Origin of the sequence: Cupriavidus sp. H18C1 (assembly GCF_049311595.1) — a bacterium.
Lineage (GTDB): Bacteria > Pseudomonadota > Gammaproteobacteria > Burkholderiales > Burkholderiaceae > Cupriavidus > Cupriavidus cauae.
Map to the genome: position 1 here is coordinate 189041 of NZ_CP186009.1, position 21565 is coordinate 210605.

Here is a 21565-nt window from a genome sequence, read left to right on the forward strand (position 1 = left end):
CTCGGATGGTGATAGTTGCCGGACGGCTTGCCCCGGCTGGTTCTCCGCAACAATGTACCGTCGATCGGATTTTTGGCAAGCCTTTCCGCGCGCGTTCCACGATGCAGTCCAGACCGGCAGGTGACGAGGCGTCAGTCGCCGCTCTCTCCGATCGGCGCGCCGCGCTTGTGCACCACCTTGGCCTTGACCACCGACGTATTGGTTTCCGCCATTTGCGCGACGCGATCGAGCAGGCCATCGAGTTCCTCGATCGATCGCACATACAGGCGGGCAACAAAGCAATCCTCGCCGGTCACCTTGTCGCATTCGCCGATCTCGGGAATGTCGGCAATCAGCTTCTGCACGATATGGAGCTTGCCCGGCAACGGGCGGATGCGAACGATCGCCTGCAGCGGATAGCCGAGCGCGGCCGGATCGATATCGATGGTGAAGGCGCGAATCACCTTGCGTTCTTCCAGGCGTTTGAGCCGTTCGGACGTACTCGGCGAAGACAGGCCGACGCGGGCCGCCAGCTCCTTCAGTGAAATCCGGGCGTCCTCGGCCAGCACGGCAAGAATGCGCCGATCGACATCGTCGAGCATTTTTTGATTCCTTATGGAAGAAGGGATTATGCCTTCCAAATACAGGAAAGGAGGCGATCCAACCTAATAAACGATATAGAATCGGCGCCCTTGTCATGCGATTCTAAACACCATTGCGCCTTCAGGAGAAAGATGGTGAATTCCCTACGCGGCACTGCCGAAATGACGGCGTCGATGGTGTTGTCCGGCACCATCGGCTGGTTCGTGGTCGAGTCCGGACAGCCGATCCGCGACGTGGTGTTCTGGCGCTGCCTGTTCGGCGCACTGACCTTGCTCGCGGTCTGCGGCGCGCTGGGCATGCTGCGGCAGCTGACCTGGCGCACGCTCGGGTTGGCGGCGCTCGGCGGCGTCGCCATCGTGATGAACTGGCTGCTGCTGTTCGCGGCCTATCCGCGGGCGTCCATTTCGATCGCGACGGCGGTCTACAACACGCAGCCCTTCATGCTGGTGGCATTGGGCGCGCTGCTGTTTTCGGAGCGCATCACGCTGACCAAGCTGGCCTGGCTGTTGATCGCGTTCGCGGGCGTGCTGATGATCGTGCAGGCCAAGCCGGATCACGGGCATGGCGCGACCGATTATCTCGGTGGCATCGCGCTGGCGCTCGGTGCGGCGTTCTTCTATGCGGTAGCGGCCATCATCACCAAGCGGCTGTTCGGCGTGCCGCCGCATCTGATCGCGCTGATCCAGGCTTGCGTCGGTATGGCGATGCTCGCGCCGTTCGCGAACCTGTCGGACTTCGCCGCTTATGACGGCTCGTGGCCGATGCTGGTGACGATCGGCGTGGTCCATACCGGCCTGGTTTATATCCTGCTGTATGGCGCGATCCAGAAGCTGTCGACGGCGATGACGGCGGCGCTGTCCTTCATCTATCCGGTAGTGGCGATCGTCGTCGACATGGTGGCCTTCGGGCTGCGCCTGGACTGGGCGCAATGGGCGGGCGCCGCGGCGATCCTGATCGCGGCCGCCGGCATGACGCTCGGATGGCGGCTGCCGTTCGCGCGCCGGTCCGGCGCCGCTGCGACGCGCAGCTGACCACCTCAGCAACGCTCCAGCCTTCCTGCCGCCCCTTTCCGGCAATCCGGCCCCGGCCATTCGGTTCCGGCAATCGGGTTCCGGCAATCGGGTTCCGGCAATCGGGTTCCGGTATACTTCCGCGCGGGTGCTCACCCCACGGGGTGGCAGGATCAGCGTCGGTCGGGCCGCCACGCGGCTTTTCCGCGACCGATGCATGCACCACCCTCATCCAGACCATTTCACTGGTCGACTCTCCGCTTCCACGCGCTGTCACGCAACGCCGCCTTCCGCGCCTCCCGGCCACGGGAGCCGCGGCGCCTGCGCGCGCGCCATTCCATTCGCTTCCATCCCGGTATTTCTGCCGGTGTATCTCCCGGTATAGGTTCCAAGACAGGTCCCATGGCAATCGTACAAAGAAGACTCTCCAATACGTTCCAGCGCTTTTTCGAGTCCGAGAAGGCGGGCGGCATCCTGCTGATCGTCTGCACCGTCATTTCGCTGATGCTGGCCAATTCGCCGATCGGCGACCAGTACCTCCATCTGTGGCATGTGAAGGTCGCCGGCCTTAGCGTCGAGCACTGGATCAATGATGCGCTGATGGCAATCTTCTTCCTGCTGATCGGCCTCGAACTCGAACGCGAGTTGTACAACGGCGAGCTGTCCAGCCTGCGCAATGCGCTGCTGCCCATCGTCGCGGCGGCCGGCGGCATTGCCGTTCCCGCGCTGATCCACTTCGGATTCAACGGCGGCACGCCGACCCAGGCGGGCATCGGCATTCCGATGGCGACGGACATCGCTTTCGCGCTCGGCGTGCTGGCGCTGCTCGGCAGCCGCGTGCCGGCCTCGCTGAAGGTCTTCCTGACCGCGCTTGCCGTGATGGACGATCTCGGCGCCATCATCGTGATCGCGCTGTTCTACACGGCCGAGCTGGCGTTCGTCTATCTGCTCGGCGCCCTCGCGGTATTCGGCGCGCTGCTGTTCCTGAATCGCGTGCTGCGCGTGATGTCGCTGATTCCCTATCTGCTGGGCGGCGTGCTGATGTGGTTCCTGATGCTGAAGTCCGGCGTGCACGCGACGATCGCCGGCGTGCTGCTGGCCTTCGCGATTCCGTTCTCGTCCCGGCAGGACGACGCGGCATCGCCGTCGCATCGGCTCGAGCATGTGTTGCACCGGCCGGTGGCCTTCGTGATCCTGCCGATCTTCGCGCTGGCGAACACCGGCATCGTGATCGGCGGCGACTGGGCACAGGAGCTGGCCTCGTCGAACAGCCTGGGCATCCTGGCCGGGCTGGTGGTCGGCAAACCGCTGGGCATCACGATCCTGAGCTTCTTCGCGGTGGCGATCGGGCTTTGCAAGCTGCCCCTCGACCTGCGCTGGCGCCATGTGTTCGGCGCGGGCCTGCTGGGCGGTATCGGTTTCACGATGTCGATCTTCATCACCAACCTCGCCTTTACCGACGAGCCGGGCGTGGTCAACGCGTCGAAGATGGCAATCCTGCTGGCGTCGCTGAGCGCGGGTGTGCTGGGCTTCGTCTGGCTGAAGCTGTTCGGCAAGCCGGTGCCGTCCGATGTCGATATGGACACGATGGACTTCGAGTCCGACCAGGCACCGCCCGCCGGTGGCACCGCGGTGCGCTGATGGCGCTATCTTGCGTCGTGCGAATGCACCTGCAGGGCCTCGAGAAAGCGCGACACCATGTTGTACGCCGCGATCGTCGCGGTCAGCTCGACCACATGCCGGTGCGAGAAGTGCCGCGCGATCTCGGCGAACACCGCCGGCTCGACGCGAATGTCGCGCGTCATGGCATCGGTGTAGGCGAGGACCGCCCGCTCGACTTCGACGAACAGCGCGCTGTCGCGCCAGGCGGGCAACGCATCGAGCTGGGCCTGCGTCATGCCCTCCTTCAGCGCGATCGGCGCGTGCTGGTCGGCTTCGTACGACGCGCCGTTCAGGATCGCCACGCGCATGATCACCATCTCCCGCAGCGCTCCCGGCAAGGTGGACTTCTGGCGGATGGCGGTCAGATAGGTCAACCAGCCCTCGGCGACGGGCGGCGCGTGCAGCAGCATCTGATAGAGATGCAGCACGCTGCCGCGCTCGGCGGCGATCCGCTCGGCCAGCGGCTGAATGTCGGGCGCCGAAAGATCGGCGTAGGGAATGGCGGCCATGTCGATGTCCGTAGTGGGGTGGATGGTTCGGCGTCTTGATCGGCGAAGGTCGCTTGCCCAAAGATCGCTTGCCAAAGAACGTTCGGCGAAGATCGCCCGATAAGGATCGTCCGCCGGCAATCACTCGGCGACGATCACCTTGCGGCGCACGAGGTCGCCCATGGCCGCCGCGTCCTTGTTGACCCGCGCGGCGAACGCCTCGGGACTGCTGTTGACGATATCGAAGGCATTCTCCGCGAATCGCTTCGAGACTTCCGGATCGTGCATGACCTTGTGGGTTGCCGCCAGCAGCTTGCCGCGGACGTCCGGCGGCAGGCCGTGCGGCGCGACCAGGCCGATCCAGGTCGGATACTCGAAGCCCGGAATCGCTTCGCTCATGGTCGGCACGTCGGGCAGCATCGCGGGAGCGCTTTGGCGAGCTGACGGCCAGCGCGCGGACCTTGCCGGCCTTGATATGCGGCAGCATCACCGACAGGCCGGCAAACGCATACTGGACATGGCCGCCCAGCAGATCGGTCAGCAACGGCGCCGCGCCCTTGTACGGGATGTGGGTCGTCGCCAGCTGCCTGGCGAGCGACAGCTGCGCGCTGTTGACGTGCCCTGCCGACGCCGTCCCGGCCGAGCCATACGAGGTGTTCGGATTCGCCTTCAGATACGTCACCAGCTGATCGAGATTGTTGGCCGGCAGCGCGTTGTTGACCACGAGCACCTGCGGCGTGGTGACCAGCAGGCTCAGGTAGTCGAACGACTTGAAGGTATCGAAGCGCAGGTTCTTGACCGTGTAGTGGTTCACCGCATGCGAATCGAGCGCCAGCATCAGCGTATAGCCATCGGGCTTCGCCCGCGCCAGGTCGGCCGCGCCGAGCGAGCCGCTGGCGCCGGGCTTGTTCTCGATGACGATCGGCTGGCCCAGTTCCCGGCCGAGCGCGCCCGAAATCGTGCGCGCGGTCTGGTCGACCGCGCCGCCGGGCGCGAACGGCACGATCAGGCGGATCGGCTGGCTCGGATACGCCTGGCTCCAGGCGGGCGCGGCGTGAAAAGGGCAGCGGCGGCCAGCGCCGCGGCGCCGAGCAGGCGCCGGGATCGGTTCGTCATCGGTGTCTCCTTGTCGTTGTCGTTGTCGCTGTCGTTATCGATGGCAAGGCCGGGGAGAGCCTTGCCCATGCCATGCGGCAATGCCGCCGCTGTCCCCATTTATCTATCGCGTCGCGGCAACCAGCCCGCCGTCGACCACGATCTCGGTGCCGGTGATATAGCGGCTCTCGTCGGCCGCCAGGAACAGCACCGCGTGCGCGGTGTCCCAGCCATCGCCCATGCGCTGCATCGGCACCTGGCCATGCCGATGGGCGATAAAGGCCTCGGTATCGCCGCCCGCATACTTGGCCGCCAGCCCTTCGATCAGCGGGGTATGCATCAGGCCGGGCACCACGCAGTTCAGGCGGATGTTGTCCGGCGCGTGAATCACCGCGGTGGTCCGCGTGAAATGCATCAGGCCCGCCTTGGCCGCGGCATAGGCGACCTGCGGCTTGCCCACATAACGCAGCCCGGCCACCGAGGCGATATTGACGATGGCACCGCCCCCCTGCGTCTTCATGATCGGCAGCACGTGCTTGCAGGCCAGGAACGCGCCCTTCAGGTTCACCTGCATCTGCGCGTCCCAGACGGCTTCGTCCATCTCGATGGGACCGCCCGGCTGCGACAGGCCGACGTTATTGACCAGGATGTCGATCCGGCCATGGCGCGACAGGCAGGCCTGCACCGCGCGCTCGACCTGCTCGGCGCTGGTGCTATCGCACGCGAGCACATCGGCGTCGAAGCCTTCCGCGGTGATCAGTTCGCGCGTGCGCATCGCATGCGCCAGATGCAGATCCGTGCCGAAGACTCGCGCCCCCCTGCCGCGCCATCAGCATGGCGGTAGCGCGCCCGTTTCCCCACCCTTCGGCGACGGCGCCGCATCCCATGATCAGCGCCACCTTGCCGTTCAGATCCAGCATCTCGTCTCCGTTGTCCAGGTCTGCAAAGAAGTCCCGCAAAAGGTTGCGCGGCCCATTCTAGGGAGACTACATTTATTGCGGAAATTCCCTTTGTCTATAGATTGATAGTCCCGAAGAATGAATATCACGCCCCGGCAACTCCGGATCTTTCTCGCGCTGGCGCAATCGCTTAACTTCAGCCGCACCGCCGAGCAGTTCTTCGTCACGCAACCGTCGTTGAGCAAGGCCGTCAAGGAGATGGAGGAGGAGCTGGGCATCGCGCTGTTCGAACGGTCGACGCGCAGCGTGCGCCTGACGCCGGCGGGCGAGCAGCTGGTGCCGATGGCCCGCCGCATCGTCGGCGAGTTCGATTCCGGCCTGCGGCATCTGCAGAGCCGCGCGGAACAGGAGGCGCAGCGGCTGTCGATCGCCGCGCTGCCGTCGCTGGCCAATGTGTTGTTGCCCGGCGTCTGCGCGGCGCTGGAGAAGCGCTACCCGCATGCCCAGATCGCCGTGCACGACTGCGCGGACCAGGCCGCTGTCCAGCGCGTGATCGACTACCAGGTCGACTTCGCGCTGGCCTCCGCCTCGCCGTCGAACCCCGAGCTGCTGTTCCAGGAGATCCTGCGCGATCGCTTTGTGCTGCTGGCCCCGGCGCAGTGGCGCAAGCCCTTGCGCAAGCGGATGCACATGGACGAACTGGCCGGCCTGCCCCTGATCAGCATGACCGACCGCAGCACCGCGATGAAGTACATGAGCGCCGCGTTCCTGCAGCGCGGCGTGCAGTTCCGGCCGAAGCTGCAGCTGGACCAGATCGGCACCATCGCCGGCTTCGTCAAGGAAGGGCTGGGCATTGCGGTCCTGCCCTATCTCGGCATCATGCCGCTGCTGTCGCTCAAGGGCATGCGCGTGGCCGAGATCGTGGACGGACCGGTGCGGTCCGTCGGCCTGGTCAGCCGCAAGACATCGCCGCCCTCGGAAATCGCGGCGCAGGCCATGGCGGAGGTCGGCATCGTCGCCGACCGGCTGAAGCGGCGGTGGCCGGGCTGGATCTGGCCACCGGCCGCATAGCGTTGCCGCGGTCCTGCCCTGCCCGCGCTAGCGGCTGAACGCGGCCTGCAGGTCGGCCTGGCTGGTCACGCCCCGCTGCAACAGCAGCATCAGCAGGATGCGCGCCTTGGCGGGCTTCAGATCGTCCGCCATCACGGCGCCCGCGTCGAAGCTGGTCTTGCCGCCGCCGACGAAGCCGTAGTTCGGCAGCACGCGCCCGTTGTGCACGCGGGTCGAGATCACGACCGGCACCTTCTTCGACAGCGCGTATTTGACGGCCTCGAACATCGGCTGGTTCATGTTGCCCATGCCGAGCGCCTGCACCACGATGCCCTTGACGCCACGGTCGACCGCGTTGCGCAGCGCGGCGCCGTCCGCCCCGCCGTACATCGCCACGATCTCGACCTCCGGCATCTTGTCGGTCTGGATCGGAATGTGCTGGCGGCGCGATGGCGTGCTGCTGTAGATGATCCGATCCGGATACACCTCGCCGATAAAGCCGAAGTCGCCCGAGTTGAACGTCTCGACATTCGCGGTGTGGGTCTTGGTGACGTAGCGGGCGGCATTGATCTGGTTGTTCATCGCCAGCATCACGCCCTTGCCCTTCGATTGCTCGTCGACGGCGATGCGCGCGGCGTTGAGCAGATTGCGCGGGCCGTCGAAGTCAGGCGACGACGCGTTGCGTTGCGCGCCGATCAGCACGACGGGCTTGTCGGAGCGCACCGTCAGGTCGAGCCAGTACGCGGTTTCTTCCAGCGTATCGGTGCCGTGCGACACGATCACGCCCGCCACGTCGGGCCGATCCAGCGAAGCCTGCACGGCCCGGGTCAGCGCGATCCACCGGGGCGGATCCATATAGTCCGACGGCACGTTGGACAGGTTGTTGACCTGGATGGTCGCGTATTTGCCGATATCGGGCACCGTGGCGAGCAGGTCGTCGCCCGAGATCGCCGGCACCGGCGCATTCTTGACGGGATCGATCTTCATCGCGATGGTGCCGCCCGTGGCGATGAACTGCACCACCGGCTTGCCTTGGGCAAAAGCGGGGGCGGAGGCGGTGGCGGACGCGAACAACAGCATGCTGAGCAGGGCGCGGGTTGGCTTCATTCGAAGTCTCCTGGGATGTGATTATCGGAGCCCGGGTCAGGTCCCTGCCTGGGACCGACGGGTTCGCCTGCATTGGGCCACATCGCGGCGCCGCGCGCCATCCGGGCGACTCCCCGGGTCCGCTGAACGCCCCCCCGCATTCGCCGTGGCGCCGCGCTACGCCCCGGCCGGAGACGGGAGCTGCATTACTTGCGCTGCGCCAGCGCGTTGCGGATCGCCGCCTCCGTTTCCGCGTACTGCCCTTCCCCGAAATGCTGGTAGACGACCTTGCCTTCCGCATCGACCAGATAGAGCGCGGGCCAGTATCGGTTGTGGTAGGCGGACCATGTCGCATAGCGATTGTCCTGCGCGACCGGATAGCGGATATCGAAGCGCTTCAGTGCGGCCTGCACGTTCGCGGTGGACCTTTCGAACGGGAATTCGGGCGTATGCACGCCGACCACCACCAGTCCCTGGTCCTTGTACTTCTCGTGCCACTGCTTGATGTAGGGCAGCGTGTTGATGCAATTAATGCAGGAATAGGTCCAGAAATCGATCAGCACCACCTTGCCGCGCAGCCCCTCCATCGTCAGCGGCTGCGAGTTCAGCCAGCGCTCGATGCCGGCGAATTCGGGCGCCCTGGTTTGATTGGGGATGGCGGAACCGGCAGCGGAACCAGCGGTGGAACCCACGGCGGAACCAACGGCGTTGGCGCCATTGCCGAGGAAACAGACCGCGGCGATGCCGGCGGCGGCCAGGGTGGAGGCGAGAAGGGTGCGCATGATGTGGGGCAGGTCGATTGGAATGATGGGATGCGGGGGATGCGGGCCGCGGACGCGGAGGCTGGCCCTTGCCGGTCGATCGACCGGCGCAGGGCCGCCACACGCTCAGACCAGCACGGTCTCCACGTGGAGGTTGCCGCGCGTTGCCTTCGAGTACGGGCAGATGCCGTGCGCCGCCTCGACCAGTGCGCGAGCCACCTCGTCGTCCACGCCCGGAATATGGACGCGCAGCCGGGCCTGCAGCAGGAAGGCATCGCCGGCCATGGCGAGGTCGACCTCGGCGTCCACCGACGGGGCGGACGGCAGCGAGACGTTCAGCTTGCTGGCTGCCCGGCCCAGCGCGCCGATGTAGCAGGCGGACCAGCCCGCGGCAAACAGCTGCTCCGGATTGGTGCCGGCGCCCTTGCTTCCCGGCGGCGACAGCTTCAGGCTCAGCCGGCCGTCGTCGCTGTGCGCCTCGCCGTCGCGTCCGCCGGTGGTGCGGACCTTGCCCGTGTACAGCACCTTGTCGATCTGGGTCATCTGGATTTCCTCGCTGATTCGTTGAATGGGATGCGTTCGATGATGGTGGTTTCGCTGGCCGGAGCGTCGAGGCGTAGGCGCCGTCGAGATAGGGATCGACGCTGCGCGCGGGCTCGGCCGAGACGCCGGTACGGTCCTGGCCGGCCAGCGTGCGGGCACCGTCGCTGTACGGGTCGAACTGGCGCGCACCATCGTTGAACGGGTCGGTCTGGCGCGCGCCGTCGCTGTAGACGCTGCGCGGTTCCTGGGCCGAGCGGGCGCCGCTGCTGTACGGGTCGCGTGCGTCGGCCACCGAGCGGGCGCCCTCGGTGTACGGGTCGCGTGCGCCGGGCTGGCCGAAGCCGGCGGCGTGCGCGCCTGCGGCAGTCGTGGCGGCAGCGGCGGCGAGCGAGAGGGCAACGACGAAGCGCTTGGCGAATTGGGCGGTCATGATCGGTTTCCTTTAAAGAGAGTTGGTGTTGCCAGGTCTTGGGTAGTTGGGTATTGCGCGGTCCGGATCGCTTCGTTGGTGTTCAGCGCCGGGCCACGGATGCCATTTAAGGAGACCGACGTATCGCGCCCGTAGCGGATGTGGGGCGTTTTTGTCTGGGTGCGTATCGCGGCGGACGCCGGATACAAAGGCATACAAAGCGGGCAAAAAATCGGCCCCGGGGGGCCGATGTCATAAGCAGAAGGGGCGCGGGAAGGGCGCGGGAAGGGGGGCGCGGGAAGGCGCGCAGTCAGCCCAGCCGGACCTCCGCCGCCAGTCCGCCGCCCTCCCGATTGCGCAGCGTCAGCGTGCCGCCGATGGCCGTCGTCAGCTCGTGGGCGATCGCCAGGCCCAGGCCGGTGCCGCCGGTTTCCCGGCTGCGCGACTGCTCCAGGCGCACGAAGGGCTTGAGCACGGCCTCGAGCTGGTCGTCCGGGATGCCGGTGCCGCGATCGAGCACTTCGATCGCCACCACGTCGCGGTCACGGCGCACGCGCAACTCGGCCGATCCGCCGAACTTGATCGCGTTGTCGATCAGGTTGGTCAGCACGCGCCGCAACGCGTGCGGCCGCGTGACAATGGCCCCGCCGGCGTTCTGCAGCACCGTGACGTCCTTGCCGGTGTCCTGGTAGTCGTAGGCCAGGCTCTCGACGAAGGAGCCGAGGTCGACGCGCGACGCCTTCTCGCCATCGCCATGCGCGCTGCGCGCGTACGCCAGCCCCTCCTGGACCAGCGTCTGGATCTCGGACAGGTCGTTCAGCATCTTGCGCTTCTCGTCCGAATCGTCGGCCATTTCGGCCCGCAGCTTCATCCGCGTGATCGGCGTCTGCAGGTCATGCGAAATCGCGGCGAGGATCTGCACCCGTTCCTCGACGAAGCGGGCAATGCGCCCGCGCATCGCATTGAACGCCCGCGCGGCACGGGCCAGCTCGGTGGGACCGGACTCGTCGAGCGGCGCGGACTGGGTGTTGGGATCGAGCGCGTCCGCGGCATCGCCGAGCGCAACCAGCGGCCGGATCGCCAGCCGCACCGCAAACCAGCAGCACAGGATCAGCAACAGCAGCTGCAGGATCAGCACATACGGCAGCCACTGCGCGATCGGCGTCATGCGCGGATGCACGTCGATGGTCAGCGGACTGCCGTCGCTCAGCGTCAGGTGGGCCTGCACGCGCTTGCCGTCGCCGGGAATCGACTCCACCCGCACCGGAAAACGCCCTCCGCTCGCTTCGGTGATCCGTTCGGCGATATCCCTGCCGCGCGCGGTCATCTCGGGCACGCCGGGCAGGCCGGTGCCCAGGATGTACTGGTAATTGCCGCGATTGACGCGCGGCAGCCACTGCGGCCGCTCCGCCGCCGGCAGCCGGTCGAGGATGGCGATCGACGTGGCGACATCGGTTTCCAGCGTGCCGAGCATCACCTGCCGCGCCGACATATAGCGCTCGGAAAACAGCACCGCGAACGACAGGCCATGCGCGACGACGAGGCCCGTCAGCAGGATCAGGAACAGGCGCGAGCGCAGCGTGCGGGGCCAGGCCCAGCCGGGGGCCTTCACTGCCGGGCCTCGCGAATCTCCACCGGCGAGGCGAATACATAGCCCTCGCTGCGCACGGTCTTGATATAGCTGGGCTCGCGCGCATCGTCGTTCAGGCGCTGGCGCAGGCGGCTGACCAGCAGGTCGATCGAGCGCTCGAACATCTCGGCCTCGCGGCCCTGCGTCAGATTGAGCAGCTGGTCGCGATTGAGCACGCGCTGCGGATGGTCGACGAACACGCGCAGCAGCCGGTATTCCGCGCCGCTCAGCGCGACGATGGTGCCCTCGGCATCGATCAGGTGGCGCGCGGTGGTATCGAGCTGCCAGCTGCCGAAGGCGAGGATCTGTCCGGCCTCGGTGATCTGCAGGTTCGGCGGCAGCATGCGGGTACGGCGCAGCACGGCCTTGATGCGGGCCAGCAGTTCGCGCGCGGCGAAGGGCTTGGCCAGGTAGTCGTCGGCGCCCATTTCGAGGCCGATGATGCGGTCGGTCTCGTCGTCGCGCGCGGTCAGCATCAGCACCGGCGTGGCCCTGTGCTTGCCGGCGCGCAGCTCGCGGCACAGCACCAGACCGTCGTCGCCGGGCATCATCACGTCGAGCACGATCAGGTCGACGGTATTGGCTTCCAGAAACGTGCGCATGTGGCGGCCATCGGGCGCCACCGTCACGCGCAGACCGTTCTTGGTCAGATAGGTCGAGACCAGTTCCCGGATTTCCCGGTCGTCATCGACGATGAGGATATGGTCGACGTGGGCGTCCATGGTTGTCACCGGCAGGTTGAAGAAGAGTGAGAGGAGAGCGAGCTCTGAGCGATCTGCCCGCCGCCCCGGCATTGTATGGGGATGGCAAATCCGCGTGTATCGCAATGTATCCGGCCGGGAAGGCCCCACATTGCGGTACAAACTCGCCCCTTCGCGACACATCGCAGCGACGCCGGCCGGGTCTGATCGAGGGCAAGCCAACCCCTTGCCTGGAGACACGATCATGACCTTGCTGATTCTCGCCTACCTCGGCGGCGCCCTGACCATCCTGAGCCCCTGCATCCTGCCGGTGCTGCCCTTCGTGCTGAGCCGTACCGGACAGCCCTTCCTGCGCGGCACGCTGCCGATGCTGGCCGGCATGGCGCTGACCTTTGCCGCCGTCGTGACGCTGGCCTCGGTCGGCGGCGCCTGGGTGGTCCAGGCCAACGAATACGGACGCCTGGCCGCGCTGGTGCTGCTGGCGGTGTTCGGGCTGTCGCTGCTGCTGCCTCGGCTTGCCGATGCGCTGGCCCATCCGCTGGTGGCGCTGGGCAACCGCCTCGCCGACGGGCGCGGCGCCGGCAACGGCACCGTGTGGGGCTCACTCGGCCTGGGCGCGGCCACCGGCATGCTGTGGGCCCCGTGCGCCGGTCCCATTCTCGGGCTGGTGCTGACCGGCGCGGCGCTGAACGGCGCCAGCGTGTCGACATCGCTGGCGCTGCTGGCCTATGCCGCCGGGGCCGCGACCTCGCTGGCGGCGGCGCTGGGCATCGGCGGGCGCGTGCTGGCCGCGATGAAGCGCTCGATGGGCGCGAGCGAATGGCTGCGCCGCGCGCTGGGCGTGGCCGTGCTGGGCGGCGTGCTGGCGATCGCCACGGGCGCCGATACGGGACTGCTCGCCCGCCTGTCGACCAACGGGCCGGCATGGCTGGAGCAGGTGCTGGTCGATGCGGTGGGATTGCCTGCCGTTGCGCACTAGGGCTGAGATGGACCGAGGGCGCCGTTCAGCGCCGCTCGCCCCTCGGTTCCAGATACGGTTCCACCCACGCCTCCCGCATCGCGTAGCCGCTGTCGCCCATCGCGGTCTCGGCGCGCTCGACGCGCAGCACGCCCTCGATCCACACGGTGTCCATCGTGCGGATTCCCTGCAGCGGCGCCTTGGTCTTGACGTGGACGACCTGATTGGCGGGCGGCGGCGGCACGTGGATGCACGCGCCGAAGTACGGCACCAGCAGGAATTCGCGGATCGCCTCGCCCTCGCCGCCCAGCGACACCACGAAGCCCGGCAAGCGCACCGGCGAGCCGTCGAGCGACGGTTCGACCGGCGCCTCCTGCCAGTAGCGCTTTGCCTGCTCCAGCGCGGCCTGCGCGCGCGGATCGCCATCCTCCATCTGCGCCAGATCGAGGCCCTTCAGCGGCGCGAGCGGGTCCCATCCCTTCGGCAGCAAGGCGTCCCATTCGATTTCGCGATAGCTGGTGGGCGCAGCAGCGGCAGCAGGTGCCTGGCGTTCCAGCGTTTCGCCGATCGCGTATTTCGGCCGCGCCGCCGACGATGACCCGGACGCCTCCGCCGAATCGCCGCCGCGGCGGATCCACCAGAGGCCCGCGGCGCTCACGCCCGCCACCACCGCGAAGCCGCCTGCCGCGCGCAGCCACTTGCGGCGCCGCGGGTTGGTTTGCGCCGGGGTTGGCGTTTCGGTTCGCGTTTGCCTTGTCATGCCTTATGTCCTTGGATTGAGCCCGTCCGCCAGGCTCAGACGGTAGGCGCGCCATGCCGGCAGCAGGCTCGCTGCAAACCCGGCCAGCACCAGCGCCGCCAGGATCGGCAGCTCCGCCGCGCTCGGCCAGGATACCGGCAGCGCCACCCCAAGGCGCGCCTCGAGCCAGCCGGCCAGCAGCGCGCTGGTCAGCGACAGCAGCGCCACGCCCGCGGCGACGCCGGTCAGCATCAGCATCATGCCTTCGATGGCGAGCAAGGCCAGGATATCGCGCGGCCGCGCCCCCGCCGCGCGCAGGATCGCCAGTTCGCGCCGCCGCTCGCCGAGCGCGGCCAGGATCGACGAGGCCAGGCCCGCCAGCCCGATCACCGCGACCATCGCCGACACGGCACGCAGCGCGTTTTCGGCGATATCGACGAGGTCCCACAGCGCGTCGAGCGCCACGCCCGGCAGCACCGCCATCAACGGCTCGCGCCTGTCCTGGGCGATCTCCCGCTGCAGCGCGAAGACGCGCGAACGCAGCTTCAGGCCGACCAGCACCGCGGTGACGCTGTCGGGCGTCAGGTCGAACCGCCGCAGATGCTCGGGCGCGATCGCCGCGCCGCGCACGCGCGTGCCGCCCTGGAAATCGAGATGGATGGCCTGCATCGCCTGCAGGCCGATATGGATGGTGCGATCGACGGGCGTACCGGTCGGCGCGAGAATGCCGACCACGGTAAAGGGCTTGTCCTCGTGCTCGAGGCGCAGCGCGCCCGGGGCGGCCACATCGCCATGGGTCAGCACGATCTGTTGTCCGATGCGATAGCCGAGGCGCCGGGCGACCTCGGCGCCGAGCACCGCGTCGAACATGCCGTCAATCTTGCCGTCAACGCTGCCGTCAGTCTTCTCGGCGAAGGGCCGGCCATGCGCCAGCCGCAGCGCGCGGCCGTCGCCATGGCGAAAATGCGCGAAATAGGCGCCCGTGGTCGCCAGCACCGGAAAGCCGCGATGCGAATCGCCGAGCGACAACGGGATCGTCCATGCGACCTGCGGATGGCTGGCGAGGCGTTGCACGCTGTCCCAACCGATGTTGTTGGTCGCGCCGCCGAGCCGGAAGACGGCATACAGCACCAGCTGGATCGGGCTGGTGCGGGCGCCGACGATCAGATCCGTGCCCGACACCGATTGCGCGAAGCTGGCGCGTACCTGATGGCGGACCCGCTCGATGCCGAGCAGCAGCGCCGTCGACAGCGCAATCGCCAGCACCATCCAGACCAGGTTGGCGCGGCGGTTCCAGGCGCTGCGCGCGGCAATCGACGTCAGCGCCGTCATGCCTGTCTCCTCATGCGTATGCCTTCATGCTCGCCGGTCATGCCCATCGGTCATATCCATCGCCATGCGCGCCGCTCATGCCCATCCCCCTCATGCCCATCCCCCCCTCATGCCCTCCGCCGATGCCGATTCCGCTTCCTCGGCGGCCGGCATCGTGAAGCGCCGGTCGAAGCCGGCCGCCAGTCGATCGTCGTGGCTGACCATCACCAGTCCGGCGCCGGAGGCGCGGCACTCCCGCTGCAGCAGCGCCATGAATGCGGCCTGCCGGGCGGCATCGAGAGACGACGTGGGCTCGTCGGCCAGGATCAGCTCGGGCCGCCCCAGCAGCGCGCGCGCCGCGGCCACGCGCTGCTGCTGCCCCACCGAAAGCTGCGCCGCGGGGCGTCGCCACAAGCTGGAAGGCATATCGAGCCGTTCAAGCAGCATGCCGGCCGCCTCGGTCTCGCCACCGGCTTGCTCGCAGGCGCGCGCCTTGCGGCTCGCGGAGAAGCGGCACGGCAGCAGCACGTTGTCCAGCACGGACAGATAGGGCAGCAGGTTCAGCTGCTGGAAGATGATGCCGATATGGTCGGCGCGAAAGCGGTCGCGCCGGGCGGCCGGCAGCGCCGTCAGGTCGGTGCCCGCGACACGGATGGTGCCCTGGCGCGGTGCCACCACGCCGGCCAGCAGCGACAGCAGCGTGGTCTTGCCGCTGCCGCTCGGGCCGGACACGAACAGATGCTCGCCGCGAGCCAGTTCGAACGAATGCAGCGACAGCGCGCCGCCGTCGCGCCCGGGCCAGCGAAAGGCAAGATTCGTGGCGGCGACAAGCGGCTCGCCGCGTTCCATCCGTGGCATCGCGTCCGCCATGGCCCTCACCAGCGCAGGCGCGCCTGTGCCGGCGTCAGCGTCGCGCCCGACTGGCGCTTGTCGGTGGCGAGCTGGGCGGCAATCCGGCTGACGCCGGGGAACGCGCGGAAAACGCGCACCTCCAGCGAGCGCAGCGCCTCGGGGCGCGCGCAGCGGAAGCGGTAGTCCGCATCGAGATCCGCATGCTGGTGCTCGCCCTGCGGCTCCCCGCGCGGCGCTTCACCCTCGCCGGTCAGGCCGTGATGCAGCGCGCCGAAATGAACCTGCGCAGCCTCCAGGCGGCAGTCCGCCTCGGGCGACGGCAGGAACAACGCCGCGCCGTCGCGCAAGCGCGCGATCGCCTGACGGACCTTCGCCCGCTCGGCGTCGGTACGCGGCAGGCGCTCGAAGCCGAACACATTGTCCAGCGGCGAGGCCAGCGCGATGGACAGCACCGGCCCTTCCACCGCGACGTCGAGCGTGGCCTGGCCATGGACATGCGGCTCCGCGGCGTGGGCGGGCGCGGCCATGGCGCTGATGGCGATCGCGGTGACGGTCATCGCGGTGATGGCCATCGCGGCGAAGGCGATGACCGGCAGCGGGCGCGAGAGTAGCGAATACATGTGTCGATCGTCCTTCTGCAACTCCCGTCCGTTCGCGGGCGGGATAAAAGTGCGCACGCCTTTGGGGGGCGCGCGTCGATCGATTAATGATAACTTATTATCAGTAGAGGGCCTGCAGGCCACCCCGCCGCCGGGCCCCGTGGGCCGGCGGGCCACGCCACTATCGCGACGGCGCCAGCACGGACGCATCGATCGCGTCCAGCGTGGGCTTGCCCGTCAGCGCCATCGCGACCTCCAGCTCGGCCTGCAGCAGCGTCAGCATATGCGCGACGCCCGGCATGCCGCCGACCGCCAGGGCATGAAGTACCGGCTGCCCGAGCAGCACCGCGGTCGCGCCCAGCGCGATCGCCTTGACGATATCGGTTCCGCGCCGGATGCCGCCATCCAGCAGGATCGGCACCCTGCCGCCAACCTGCGCCGCGATGGCCGGCAGGCAGTCGATCGTGGCCGGTACGGTGTCCAGCGTGCGCCCGCCATGGTTGGATACGACGATGCCGGCGACCCCGGCGCTCAAGGCCGGCTCGACATCCTGCGGATTCAGCAGCCCCTTGACCAGCACCGGCAGCGAGGTCTGTCGACACAGCGCCTCGATATCGCGCCATGTCGGCGCGTGCTTCAGCATGCCGCGGAACACCGGGCTGCCGGTGCTGGCGCTGACCGGCGTGACCGGCGGATACGCCGCGAGATTGACGGCCGCGACGTCGTCCGGCAGGCGGAAGCCCGCGCGCTGCTCGATATTGCGGACGCCGCTGACGGCGGCGTCGATCGTCACGACGATCGCCTTGTATCCGGCCTGCTCGGCCCGGCGCACCAGGTCGGCCGTATCCTGCGGCCGCGGCTGGACATACAGCTGGAACCACAGCGGCACCGCCGACGCCTTCGCAATCTCCTCGAGCCTCACGCTGGCCTGCGTGGCGACCGTCATCCAGGTGCGCGTCAGCGAGGCCGCCTGAACCGTCGCCAGTTCGCCGTCCGGATGCACCAGCCGATGGAAGGCCGTCGGTGCGAGCAGGACCGGATATTCCAGAATTTCACCGAATAGCGTACGCCGTGCCGACGCCTGCGACATATCGACCAGCGCCCTCGGCATCAGCCGCAGCCGCTCGAAGGCGGCAGCGTTCTCGTGCTGCGTGATGCCGTCCGCCGCGGCGCCCGCGATATAGGCGCGCACGCCCGGCTCCATCCGTTCGTGGAAGCGCCGCTCGTAGTCGCGCAGCGAGACGGTGTCCGGGGGAATCTGCCAGCGCGTCACAGCTCGGCCCAGCGCCGCAGCAGGTTGTGATAGTGATTGACCAGGGCCAGCACGGCGTCCTTGTCATCGCCCAATTGCTTGCGGATCTCGATGATGGCGAGATCGAGTTCGTACAGCATGCGCCGCTGGCCGTCGTCCTTGACCATGGACTGCGCCCAGAAGAACGATGCCCAGCGCGTGCCCCTGGTGACCGGCGTCACCGTGTGCAACGACGAGGCGGGATAGACCACCAGATGCCCGGCCGGCAGCTTGACGGTGTGCGAGCCGTAGAGATCCCGGATCACCAGCTCGCCGCCTTCGTACTCGTCGGGATCGGACAGGAACAGCGTGCTGGAGACATCGGCGCGGATGCGCATGCCGCCCGTTCCCGGCACGGTGCGGATCGCGTTGTCGACATGGGTGCCGAAGGTCATCGCGCTCTCGTAGCGATTGAACATCGGCGGCAGGACGCGCAGCGGCAGCGCGGCCGAATGATAGGTGGGGTTGCGGCCCAGCGCGGTCAGCACCAGCTCGCCGAGCTCGCGCGCCTCGGCGCTGTCGACCGGAATCTGCAGATTGTGCTTGGACTTCGCCGCGAGATCGCCGGCGGTCACGCGCCCGTCGACCCATTGCGAGCGCGCGAGGCGTTCCCGGCAATACCGGACTTCTTCGGGGGGTCAGGACATCGGGGATCTGGACCAGCATGGCAACGTTGGCGGAAGGAAAGAGGCAGCGGGCGGCGGAAAGCCCGATTCTAGCGGCTTCCCCCGAAAGGGCTTCCGGAATAGGGCTTCCCGGATAGGGCTTCCCGGATAGGGCTTTCCCAGCAGCACTCCCTGAAAAAAGCGCTCGCCCAATAGAGGCCCCCGAAGAAGGGCTTCCCAAAAGCCGAAGGGGCCGCAGACTGCCGGCCCCTTTCGTTTCCGCTTAGAACGTCATGCCGACGTTCAGCAGGAACGTCCTGCGCGAGGTCGGCACCGCGCGCACGGCGCCGAACGAGGACTGGTAGTTCAGATGGTCGGTCAGGTTGTAGCCGTTCAGCGAAATCCGGTACTTGCCGACCTTGTACGCGATCATCGCGTCGAGCGAGAAGTTGTCCGGCATCTTCGCGGTGTTCGCCGAATCCGCCCAGTAACCGGTGGCGTACTGCAGGCCGCCGCCGATGGTCAGCTTGCCCGGCACCGGCAGCAGCGTATGCGGGATGTCATAGGCGGTCCACAGCGTGACGTTGTGGCGCGACACGCCCGGCGCCGCATTGCCGACGATCGCGCCATTGGTGGCCGACGTCACCTCGCCGCTCAGGTAGGCATAGGCGACATTGGCGGTCCAGCCGCCGACGATGCGGCCGCTCAGGCCCACTTCCACGCCGCGGATCTTGCGGCCTTCGCCCGAGTCGGAGAAGCCGTTGGTGATATCGCCGGTCACCGGATCGACCGTGTAGGCATTGGCCTTCTTGGTCTGGAAGATCGCGCCGGTCAGGCCCAGGCGCTTGTCGAGGAAGTCGACCTTGGCGCCCACCTCGATAGTGTCCGAACGCTCGGGCTCGTTGCCGACACCGTTCTGCGGCACTTCCGACGCGACGCCGCCGACCGCCACCGCGATATCGGTGCCCACCGGCCGGTAGGTGCGCGAGAACGACGTGTAGAACATCGCGTCCTTGGTCGGCTCCCAGATCGCGCTGATCGACGGGCTCAGCTTCTTCGAGTCGGCCTTGCCGCCCAGCGTCGAGGCGCTGGTCGAGAATTCGCTCTGGAAGTAGTCCCAACGCAGGCTGCCCAGCAGCGAGAACTTGTCGTGCAGCCAGACGCGGTCGTTGACGAACACGCCGACATTGGTCGCATTGGCATCGCGCGTGTTGCCGTACGCCACTGTCGCGTTCGGGCTGTTGTCGAAGACCGGATTGACGACCGTCTGGTTGTTGTTGCGGCCGGTCCAGGTGCCCAGGCTGCGATGGTCGCGCTGGTAGATCGTATCGAGGCCGACCATCGCCTTGTGGCGCAGGCTGCCGGTCATGAACTCGCCCTTGGCGCTCAGCACGTTCTGCACGCCCCAGCCGCGCTGCAGATACGTCATGCCGCCGCCGGCGCCGTACGACAGCGCGACGTTGCCGCCGGACAGCAGCCGCTGCAGGTTGGCGGCATTGATGCCGGCCGGATTGGTCGCCGAGAAATCGCGCTCGTAGTAGCTGAAGCGCGTGTCATTGCTGATGGTGATGCCGTTGTCGAGCTTCGTCTTGAAGTTCGACGACACCACGTGCGCATCGGTCCTGTCGCGGTCGGTGTTGCGGACGTACGAGGTCGACGACGAAATGCCCGGCACGCCGTACTCCGTCAGCGGACGGTAGATGCCGTCGGAACCCTGCGCGACGGGCACACCGAAGTCCGGCGCGCCAGTGCGGCGCAGGTACGAATAGTTCAGGTGCCACTCGGTACTGGTGCCCAGGCCCGTGCCGAAATCGATCGCCAGGCCGCGGCGGTCATCACCGATGTGGTTGCGGTCCGCCACCCGGCCGTTCTGAAACATGCCGTTGATGCGCAGCGCCGAGGTGTCGTTCAGGCGGAAGTTGCTGTCGACCGTGGTGCGATAGGTGTCTTCGGTGGCGAAGCCCTGATCGATGCTGGTGCTGGTATGCAGGTTCGCCTTCTTGGTGGTCTGGTTGATCAGACCCCCGACATTGCCCACGCCGAAGCTTTCGCCCGACGGTCCCTTGATCACCTCGACGCTTTCGGTATTGAACGCATCGCGCTTGTAGGCGCCGAAGTCCCGCAGGCCGTCGACATAGATGTCGCCCTTGGCGGACAGGCCGCGGATGCGGAACTGGTCGCCGTTCTGGCCGCCGTTGCCCTCGCCGGTCGAGATCGTGATGCCCGGCACGTTCTTCAGGATCTGCTCGAGCGAGGTGGCGTGCTGCTGCTCGATGACCTCCTGCGGCACGACGTTGATCGTCTTCGGCGTTTCGCGGACCGTGTCCGGCAGCCGGGAGATGCCGAGCGGCGCGTCATTGGTGTTCTGGATGGCGTCGCCGGAGACCGTGACCCGGGGCAGCACGTTGCCGCCGGTCTTCGCGCGTCCGGCCGAGGTGTCCGCGTCCGCCGCCACCTGGGCATGGGCCGCGAGGGGAATCGTCGACACCGAAATCACCAGACCCGCGGAAGCGCCTGAGACCAGCAGGCGGATGGCGTTCGCTATTTTTCTTTGCTGCACGGAGGACTCCAGAGAAGGACAACGGACATGACGCTGCCGAGCCTCCGCTGGAAACTACTAGCACCCTCCCCGTCAAAGAGGTGAACACCGCATTTCGGCGCTGCCGCTACGGCAGGCATTCAGCAACCGTCAAAATGCGAATGATTACCATTTGATGTTGCCGGCGTTTGTTGATTTGTGGCGAACTATTGCAACAGGGATGCGTTGACACAATTCGCCATAATCGTGGCCGTGCCGGTCCTGCCTGCGTTCCCGCCACCGTTCCCGCCACCGTCCCCGCCACCGTTCCGGCCTCCAGTCCCGCCCGAGTCCGGCCACCGGTGCTTGCCGCTCCGCCGCCTAGTTCGGCAGCTCGATGACGGCCCGCAGGCCGCCCTGCGCCCGGTTGTGCAGCGTGACGTCGCCGCCGTGGGCGCGGATGCAGGAACGGGCGATCGCCAGGCCCAGGCCGAGCCCGCCGGTGTCGGCGCTACGCGCGGAGTCGAGCCGCGTGAACGGCTCGAATACCCGCTCCAGATGCTCGGCATCGATCCCCGGACCCTCGTCGTCGACTTCGATGCGCAGCGTATGCCGGACCTTGTCGGCCACGACACGGATGCCGACCTGCCCGTAGCGCGCGGCGTTGTCGATGATGTTGCTCAGCCCCCGCTTCAGGTGAACGGGGCGGCAACGATAGAACAGCGCCGGGTCGGGCCGCGTGTCGCAGCGGACCTCGCGCCCCCTGGATGGTCTGC

The 21565-nt window shown here is 67.5% G+C and carries 19 protein-coding genes and 5 pseudogenes; 5 read left to right on the forward strand and 19 right to left on the reverse strand.

The window, feature by feature from the left end; translation table 11 throughout:
* Positions 1 to 131: 131 nt before the first annotated feature.
* Positions 132 to 581, reverse strand: coding sequence for an Lrp/AsnC family transcriptional regulator (locus tag OJJOAM_RS16675; RefSeq protein WP_422650448.1), 450 nt, complete (start codon positions 579 to 581; stop codon positions 132 to 134).
* Positions 582 to 713: 132 nt separating this feature from the next.
* Here OJJOAM_RS16675 and OJJOAM_RS16680 point away from each other — a divergent pair, with 132 nt between their 5' ends.
* Both OJJOAM_RS16680 and nhaA read left to right on the forward strand, forming a co-directional pair.
* Entirely contained in the window at positions 714 to 1613 is a 900-nt protein-coding gene (locus OJJOAM_RS16680) for a DMT family transporter (RefSeq protein ID WP_422650449.1), read from the forward strand.
* 381 nt (positions 1614 to 1994) lie between these two features.
* Positions 1995 to 3233 (forward strand): Na+/H+ antiporter NhaA, encoded by a 1239-nt coding sequence (gene nhaA / locus OJJOAM_RS16685; protein ID WP_422650450.1) that lies wholly within the window; start codon positions 1995 to 1997, stop codon positions 3231 to 3233.
* Positions 3234 to 3238: 5 nt separating this feature from the next.
* Here nhaA and OJJOAM_RS16690 read toward each other — a convergent pair whose 3' ends face one another.
* The 3 genes and pseudogenes from OJJOAM_RS16690 to OJJOAM_RS16700 form a co-directional block, all read right to left on the reverse strand.
* Complete coding sequence (locus tag OJJOAM_RS16690; protein WP_422651073.1) at positions 3239 to 3763, reverse strand: carboxymuconolactone decarboxylase family protein; 525 nt, start codon at positions 3761 to 3763, stop codon at positions 3239 to 3241.
* 120 nt (positions 3764 to 3883) lie between these two features.
* On the reverse strand, positions 3884 to 4141 hold the full coding sequence (locus OJJOAM_RS16695; RefSeq protein ID WP_422650451.1) for a tripartite tricarboxylate transporter substrate-binding protein: 258 nt from the start codon (positions 4139 to 4141) through the stop codon (positions 3884 to 3886).
* An 85-nt stretch (positions 4142 to 4226) separates the two neighbouring features.
* Positions 4227 to 4700 (reverse strand): annotated as a pseudogene (locus OJJOAM_RS16700) (Bug family tripartite tricarboxylate transporter substrate binding protein); the annotation flags it as partial.
* Here OJJOAM_RS16700 and OJJOAM_RS16705 point away from each other — a divergent pair.
* Positions 4648 to 4800 (forward strand): hypothetical protein, encoded by a 153-nt coding sequence (locus tag OJJOAM_RS16705; protein ID WP_422650452.1) that lies wholly within the window; start codon positions 4648 to 4650, stop codon positions 4798 to 4800. The pseudogene OJJOAM_RS16700 and the gene OJJOAM_RS16705 overlap by 53 nt on opposite strands.
* Positions 4801 to 4961: 161 nt before the next feature.
* Here OJJOAM_RS16705 and OJJOAM_RS16710 read toward each other — a convergent pair.
* Positions 4962 to 5757: pseudogene (locus OJJOAM_RS16710) on the reverse strand (SDR family NAD(P)-dependent oxidoreductase).
* A gap of 117 nt (positions 5758 to 5874) precedes the next feature.
* On the opposite strand from OJJOAM_RS16710, the gene OJJOAM_RS16715 reads away from it, so the two are divergent.
* Entirely contained in the window at positions 5875 to 6807 is a 933-nt protein-coding gene (locus OJJOAM_RS16715; protein ID WP_226109287.1) for a LysR family transcriptional regulator, read from the forward strand.
* Positions 6808 to 6834: 27 nt separating this feature from the next.
* Here the strand turns inward: OJJOAM_RS16715 and OJJOAM_RS16720 are convergent, their stop codons facing one another.
* The 6 genes and pseudogenes from OJJOAM_RS16720 to OJJOAM_RS16745 form a co-directional block, all read right to left on the reverse strand.
* Positions 6835 to 7866 carry an asparaginase gene (locus tag OJJOAM_RS16720; protein ID WP_422651074.1) on the reverse strand — a complete coding sequence of 344 codons (1032 nt, stop codon included), beginning with the start codon at positions 7864 to 7866 and terminating at the stop codon, positions 6835 to 6837.
* A 212-nt stretch (positions 7867 to 8078) separates the two neighbouring features.
* Entirely contained in the window at positions 8079 to 8654 is a 576-nt protein-coding gene (locus OJJOAM_RS16725) for a thioredoxin family protein (RefSeq protein WP_422650453.1), read from the reverse strand.
* A 105-nt stretch (positions 8655 to 8759) separates the two neighbouring features.
* Positions 8760 to 9176, reverse strand: coding sequence for an organic hydroperoxide resistance protein (locus OJJOAM_RS16730; RefSeq protein WP_422650454.1), 417 nt, complete (start codon positions 9174 to 9176; stop codon positions 8760 to 8762).
* 70 nt (positions 9177 to 9246) lie between these two features.
* Positions 9247 to 9606: pseudogene (locus tag OJJOAM_RS16735) on the reverse strand (hydroxyquinol 1,2-dioxygenase); the annotation flags it as partial.
* 289 nt (positions 9607 to 9895) lie between these two features.
* Positions 9896 to 11197: an ATP-binding protein gene (locus OJJOAM_RS16740; protein WP_422650455.1), complete on the reverse strand. Its 1302-nt coding sequence runs from the start codon at positions 11195 to 11197 to the stop codon at positions 9896 to 9898.
* Entirely contained in the window at positions 11194 to 11937 is a 744-nt protein-coding gene (locus OJJOAM_RS16745) for a response regulator (protein ID WP_422650456.1), read from the reverse strand. The genes OJJOAM_RS16740 and OJJOAM_RS16745 overlap by 4 nt, the downstream gene beginning before the upstream one ends.
* A 223-nt stretch (positions 11938 to 12160) precedes the next feature.
* Here OJJOAM_RS16745 and OJJOAM_RS16750 point away from each other — a divergent pair.
* Positions 12161 to 12871: pseudogene (locus OJJOAM_RS16750) on the forward strand (cytochrome c biogenesis CcdA family protein); the annotation flags it as partial.
* 49 nt (positions 12872 to 12920) lie between these two features.
* On the opposite strand, the gene OJJOAM_RS16755 reads toward OJJOAM_RS16750, so the two are convergent.
* The 8 genes and pseudogenes from OJJOAM_RS16755 to OJJOAM_RS16790 all read right to left on the reverse strand — a co-directional run bounded on the left by OJJOAM_RS16755 (position 12921) and on the right by OJJOAM_RS16790 (position 21512).
* On the reverse strand, positions 12921 to 13634 hold the full coding sequence (locus OJJOAM_RS16755; protein ID WP_422650457.1) for a DUF3299 domain-containing protein: 714 nt from the start codon (positions 13632 to 13634) through the stop codon (positions 12921 to 12923).
* 3 nt (positions 13635 to 13637) lie between these two features.
* Positions 13638 to 14945 carry an ABC transporter permease gene (locus OJJOAM_RS16760; protein WP_422650458.1) on the reverse strand — a complete coding sequence of 436 codons (1308 nt, stop codon included), beginning with the start codon at positions 14943 to 14945 and terminating at the stop codon, positions 13638 to 13640.
* Positions 14946 to 15035: 90 nt separating this feature from the next.
* Positions 15036 to 15794 (reverse strand): ABC transporter ATP-binding protein, encoded by a 759-nt coding sequence (locus OJJOAM_RS16765; RefSeq protein WP_422650459.1) that lies wholly within the window; start codon positions 15792 to 15794, stop codon positions 15036 to 15038.
* Positions 15795 to 15799: 5 nt separating this feature from the next.
* Positions 15800 to 16396: a DUF2796 domain-containing protein gene (locus OJJOAM_RS16770; protein WP_422650460.1), complete on the reverse strand. Its 597-nt coding sequence runs from the start codon at positions 16394 to 16396 to the stop codon at positions 15800 to 15802.
* Between the two features lie 160 nt (positions 16397 to 16556).
* Positions 16557 to 17648 (reverse strand): alpha-hydroxy acid oxidase, encoded by a 1092-nt coding sequence (locus OJJOAM_RS16775; RefSeq protein WP_422650461.1) that lies wholly within the window; start codon positions 17646 to 17648, stop codon positions 16557 to 16559.
* Positions 17645 to 18332 (reverse strand): annotated as a pseudogene (locus OJJOAM_RS16780) (Fe2+-dependent dioxygenase). The gene OJJOAM_RS16775 and the pseudogene OJJOAM_RS16780 overlap by 4 nt, the downstream one beginning before the upstream one ends.
* 222 nt (positions 18333 to 18554) lie before the next feature.
* Complete coding sequence (locus tag OJJOAM_RS16785) at positions 18555 to 20759, reverse strand: TonB-dependent receptor (RefSeq protein ID WP_422650462.1); 2205 nt, start codon at positions 20757 to 20759, stop codon at positions 18555 to 18557.
* Positions 20760 to 21170: 411 nt separating this feature from the next.
* A complete protein-coding gene (locus OJJOAM_RS16790) occupies positions 21171 to 21512 on the reverse strand; it encodes a sensor histidine kinase (protein ID WP_422651075.1) in 342 nt (113 codons plus the stop codon).
* Positions 21513 to 21565: the final 53 nt, after the last annotated feature.